This is a genomic window from Paraburkholderia sp. NMBU_R16, assembly GCF_013282575.1.
Taxonomy (GTDB): Bacteria; Pseudomonadota; Gammaproteobacteria; order Burkholderiales; family Burkholderiaceae; genus Trinickia.
The window spans coordinates 1-4,972 of the sequence record NZ_JAAAYE010000120.1; the positions used below are offsets into that span (position 1 = coordinate 1).

The 4,972-nt window shown below is 61.4% G+C and carries 5 protein-coding genes and 1 pseudogene; 2 read left to right on the top strand and 4 right to left on the bottom strand.

The features are described 5' to 3' along the window. Positions 1 to 187: 187 nt before the first annotated feature. Positions 188 to 1,021 (bottom strand): DMT family transporter, encoded by an 834-nt coding sequence (locus tag GWC77_RS26850; protein ID WP_173262275.1) that lies wholly within the window; start codon positions 1,019 to 1,021, stop codon positions 188 to 190. Between the two features lie 247 nt (positions 1,022 to 1,268). Further along, the gene (locus GWC77_RS26855; protein WP_173262278.1) at positions 1,269 to 1,805 is read right to left on the bottom strand and encodes a carboxymuconolactone decarboxylase family protein; all 537 of its coding nucleotides are present in this window, start codon (positions 1,803 to 1,805) and stop codon (positions 1,269 to 1,271) included. A gap of 130 nt (positions 1,806 to 1,935) precedes the next feature. On the opposite strand from GWC77_RS26855, the gene GWC77_RS26860 reads away from it, so the two are divergent. After that, entirely contained in the window at positions 1,936 to 2,910 is a 975-nt protein-coding gene (locus GWC77_RS26860; protein WP_254367205.1) for an AraC family transcriptional regulator, read from the top strand. A gap of 52 nt (positions 2,911 to 2,962) precedes the next feature. Here GWC77_RS26860 and GWC77_RS26865 read toward each other — a convergent pair whose 3' ends face one another. Both GWC77_RS26865 and aac(6') read right to left on the bottom strand, forming a co-directional pair. Beyond that, the gene (locus GWC77_RS26865) at positions 2,963 to 3,571 is read right to left on the bottom strand and encodes a D-alanyl-D-alanine carboxypeptidase (RefSeq protein ID WP_173262281.1); all 609 of its coding nucleotides are present in this window, start codon (positions 3,569 to 3,571) and stop codon (positions 2,963 to 2,965) included. An 83-nt stretch (positions 3,572 to 3,654) separates the two neighbouring features. Next, positions 3,655 to 4,113 carry an aminoglycoside 6'-N-acetyltransferase gene (gene aac(6') / locus GWC77_RS26870; RefSeq protein ID WP_173262284.1) on the bottom strand — a complete coding sequence of 153 codons (459 nt, stop codon included), beginning with the start codon at positions 4,111 to 4,113 and terminating at the stop codon, positions 3,655 to 3,657. Between the two features lie 236 nt (positions 4,114 to 4,349). Between aac(6') and GWC77_RS26875 the strand changes: the two are divergent. After that, positions 4,350 to 4,845: pseudogene (locus GWC77_RS26875) on the top strand (IS256 family transposase); the annotation flags it as partial. Positions 4,846 to 4,972 lie beyond the last annotated feature (127 nt).

Sequence of the window (4,972 nt, forward strand, 5' to 3'; positions counted from 1 at the left end):
GCAACATGCGCCGAGCGTCAATCAACAAACGCTTGTCAGCGTCAATCAACATCGGCATCATCAACCTCGCCGCGACATTCTCATCTTGTTTGTCGCGCGTCTCTCATCCAGATTGTCGCGCCACACGGCATCGCAATGCGAGCGAAGACTAGGTGTTGCCGCCTGACGATGCCGTACCACGACTGCGCTACTTCCTGAAGATAACCAACGCAATACCTCCCAGCACCGCGGCCGAGCTGGCCAACAACCTCGGCGTCAGCGGTTCGCCGAGCAACGCTATGCCGCCCATCGCTGCGATGACCGGCACGCTCAATTGCACGGCGGCCGCGGTAGCCGCCTTCAGCTCTCTCAAGGCGGCATACCAAAGGACATAGCCGATACCCGACGTCAATGCCCCGGAGAGCATCGCATACATGACACCGGATGCTCCGAACGAGAACTGCCCGAACGCGAGCACACTCGTCGCCGCCGCGAACGGCACCGCTCGCAGGAAATTTCCCGCGGTGGTCGTCGTCGGATCGCCGGCGCGCCTGCCGCGTAACGAATAGATACCCCACGCCGCGCCGGCGCTCAGCATCAAAAGGGAAGACCGCAGCGGCGGCGCCGAAACTCCGGGCAGAACGAGCCAGGTCAAACCGCCGAGCGCAAACGCCAAGCCCACCCACTGCCGTGCGCGCAGACGTTCGCCGGCCCAAAGGCCGTATCCGATCATCGTGGCCTGCACGGCGCCGAAGAGCAGCAACGCACCCGTGCCCGCAGGAAGCGCGACGTATGCGAAAGAAAATCCACACGCGTAAGCGAAAAGTGCGAACGCCGAATACCAATTGCCCGCTATGCCCTGCGGACCGCTCCGCACCCGCACGATCATCCAGAGTACGAGCGCGGCGGACACGACCCGCACCAGCGTAAACGTCGCAGCATCGATAGCACCACCACGCAGCGCCAAGCGGCAAAACAACGAGTTCCCCGCAAAGGCGAGCATTGCGAGGACGGTAAGCAAGGCGATCCGTGTGCGCGGCATGAAACCCTCGACGCCAGTCGGGGGCTTGCAGCCCCGTAGGCGCACTATACCGCGCGTCGTACGCTGCTCAACGTTGTCCAGCGCATCTGAAATCCGAGCCACTTCGCGCGTAAGCCCGCAAAGTGAAAGTGAGCCAGTCGTTACTGTTCGATGCCGAAACGACGAGCAATCTCGGGACCGGTCTCCCGTACTGAACGGCCCAAAGACCGGTCCTTCGATTGCGATCCTCGGCACAGCCCGCTACGCGTTAACTAACTGCCGGAAAATCGAGCGTCGTGTCGTTCACGCGGTTCACGAGATTCGTGAACGTAATCGACGCGATGGCGAGGTTGATTTCGATAATCTGGCGTTCGGTGTAACCCGCCGCGCGCACCGCATCGACGACCGCTTCGGGCACCGTGCCACGCGTACCGACCAGCGTTCGCACATACGTCACCAGCGCATCACGCTTCGCGTCGCCAGTTGCGACACCAACGCGCACCTGCTTCATGTCATCGCTCGACAGCCCGGCAAGCTTGCCCATCAACGTATGCGCGGCGACACAGTAGTCACAGCCCACGTATTCGCTGACGGCCAACTTGATGACTTCGATGTCCGCCTTGCCAAGCGTGCTGGCAGCCACCGCTGCATCGAACGCGAGCGCCGCGCTGAGCGCTTCGGGGCTGTGCGTGCCAATGGTCGCGTACGTATTAGGTACTTTGCCGACGGCCTTCTTGATCTTCGCGAACACTTCAGCGGCTGCGCCGGTTGCTTCTTCAGGGCGAATGGTGGTCAGACGGCACATGATTGACTCCTTCCTTCACGGTTGAGGGTTGAACTGCTTAGCCATGTCGTATGGCATGGGAGTCAGTGTAGGGATGTGCGGCGAGTTCTTTAATGCCATAATTCCGCAACTTCATGCTCAAACGTCTCATATGGAACTGCTGGACCGACTGCTCTCGCTGATGCCGGTCACTGGGCGGCTCGACGTACGGTGCCACTTCGGCTCGCCATGGCGCATCGACCAACCCGAGTCGACCGAGTGGGAATTCCCCTATCACGTGTTGTTGCGCGGCGAGGCTGTCGTCGAAAGCGACACTGGAGGCAGCGAACCAGCGCTTCGCATGAGAGCCGGCGATATCGTGCTGTTTCCTTCCGGCAGCGCTCACCGACTGCACGATGGCAGCGGCGATTCCCCCCGGGCGACACGCAAGCGGGACAAGGACGGCCTGACTATTGCCACGAATGGCAGCGCACGCGGGGATGCCGACGTGCTGTGCGGGCGCTTCGTGCTGCCGGCGGTGCCGCAGCAACTGATGCGCGACCATCTGCCGGGACGTTTGCTGGTGAGCAGCGTGAGCGAGGGCGACGTCCAGACGCGCGACGCCGCGTTTGCCGCAACCCGGCTTGCCCGACTCATTGAATTGATGCGCGAGGAAGCGTTCGAGCAACGCCCGGGCAGCGCGACGGTCGTGAATCAGCTTTCGGGCGCGCTGTTCGCGTTGACCCTGCGCTGCGCCTCCGAGACCGATCAGGCGCCCCGCGGCCTGCTTGCACTTGCGCAGCGTCAGCGCCTGCAACCTGCCCTCGCGGCCATGTTCGACGAACCGGAGAAGCCGTGGACGCTTCCCAAGCTGGCTGAACTCTGTCACATGTCGCGCGCCACGTTCGCACGTCACTTCGAAGAAGCCATCAACCGCTCAGCGAGCGACGTGCTCACGGACATTCGCATGGCGCTCGCTGGACGCAAACTGGCGCAAACGGGAATGTCTGTGGCAGAGATCGGGGAAGCTGTGGGATATCAATCCGACGCCGCGTTTCAGCGCATGTTCAAACGGCAAACAGGCATGACGCCAGCGAAGTGGCGCGCCCGTTCCTCGAGCATCGGGGCATCCGAAGATAGAAGCTAACGCTCGGCGTGAGCATCAGGGACCGGCCAGCGCCTGGCGCCGCTCACGCCGCCTAGTAGCGCGCGTAGACGATCCCGAGAATATCCGCTTCGTCGTTGAACACTTCGAGGGTATCCGTCAGTGCGCTCACCGGGCCCGCGTTGTTGACGAACAACGCATACGCCAGGCGTCTGCCGCTTTTGGTGTCGATGTAACCGGCCATGGTCATCGCCACCATGCGGCCGTCTGTGATCGTCGCCCCGCTTTTCACCGCAACATGTTCCTTGCCCGGCACGTTCTTGCCAAACGCCGCCACGGAGCCGTCGACGCCGAGCGTTGCGAGTGCATTCCGATACGTCGCGTAGTTCGACCGGCGGCCCATGACGCTCAACAGCGTGGCGGTCGTGGGGGCGCTCGCCTGGCTGTCCGGCGAACCGCTGCCATTGGTCGGGAAATTGAAGCCCGCGCCGTCGAGGCCGAGATCGCCAGTCAACGAGCGGCGTTCGGCGGCGAGTGCATCGTCCACGGTTCGCGCACCGTTCGCGAGGCCCTGGTACATCAGGCTCAGGTTGGCTCCCGTGTTCAGGCTCACCTTGAGAATCAGCTTTGCGAACTCCGAATACGGCACCGACGTGAAGTTGACGAGCTGCGTCGCTACAGGATAGCTGCGAGCGGCAGGCAATCTGCCGGATGGATTCGCTTCGACCGCACGTGCCGACCTCGCCCGACAGATGACCGCGCGTGCGAACACGTGCCGGAAGAACACTAGGAACGCTTCCGGTAAAACACGACACGCTCAGTTTCATCAAAGCCGAGTGCACGGTGTAACGTCTGCGCGTCGATATTGTCGATAGCGGTATCGGAAGCAAATTCGACGCATCCATGTGAAGTCCCCCATTGCTCGACCGACGAACACAAAGCTCTCGCGATGCCTCGGCGACGCATGTCGGGTATTACGTAAATGCCCTCGAGAAAAAGGACGGGCGAAGTGTCGCAGCCGTTCACGTAGTCGTGTCGTATCGCAGCCTCGGCAAAGCCGAGCGCCTCACCCTTGGACGAGACGGCGATAACCATCGCGTTACGATGCGGTTCGGCAAGCAACTGCTCCGTCTCGCGTGCATGATCATCCGCACTTGCACGTGGCCAAAGCCTATGCCTCAACATACGCCACGATGAAACGTCGGCAGGAGCAACTGCTCTGATGGTGAATGAAGTTGGAGACATCGAAAATTTCCCTACAGATCGAACGGAGCCGCCCGACCGACAATATCACGCACTGAAATCCGAACGGCGCAACCTGTACGCCTACGCGCCCTAACTGCGTCCATCGAACACTCCCCGGCTCCCGGCATGTTCTGGACAATGCGAAGCAGCGTACTCGCCGCGCCAGCCGTCATTACAATCGATGCGGCAGCGAGACCAACCAGTTGACTATTGAAGAATATGATCAAAAGTTACGCGACCTCCCGCCCGACTTCGTCAGCACGGTCACCGATGCCGTCATCGATGAGGTACGCGAATTGCAGCAGAGGCCCCTGGAAGCGATGTATTCGGTGGTCTTCTTCGATGCGCTGCGCGTGAAAGTGCGTGACGAGGGCACGGTCAAGAACAAAGCGATCTACCTGGCGCTGGGCGTTCGCCGAGACGGCACGCGCGACGTGCTAGGGCTTTGGATCGAGCAGACCGAGGGCGCCAAGTTCTGGCTGCGCGTGGTCAACGATTTGAAAGCTGCGTGGCGTGCAGGACATCCTGATAGCCGTGGTGGACGGTCTGAAGGGCTTCCCCGAGGCGATTAACACCGTGTTTCCAGAAACGACGGTGCAAACGTGCATCGTTCATTTGATCCGCAATTCGCTGGACTTTGCGAGCTGGAAAGACCGCAAGCAGGTCGCCGCCGAACTCAAGGAAGTGTATCGGGCGCCGTCGGCCGAAGCCGCGGCTCACGCGCTCGAAGCATGTCACGGATCGGCGTAATCGAGCCGGGGATGATCGGCGTAATGAGGCCACTTGGAATGGCCCCGAAACGCGATTTCGAAGGGCCTCAAGAATCCGTTTTTTTGCCTGATTTTGCAACCGCGTTTTC

Excerpts from the sequence above, each read along its gene's own strand:
- GWC77_RS26860 (WP_254367205.1), top strand. The coding sequence starts at position 1,936 with ATGGAACTGCTGGACCGACTGCTCTCGCTGATGCCGGTCACTGGGCGG.
- GWC77_RS26850 (WP_173262275.1), bottom strand. The coding sequence starts at position 1,021 with ATGCCGCGCACACGGATCGCCTTGCTTACCGTCCTCGCAATGCTCGCC.
- GWC77_RS26855 (WP_173262278.1), bottom strand. The coding sequence starts at position 1,805 with ATGTGCCGTCTGACCACCATTCGCCCTGAAGAAGCAACCGGCGCAGCC.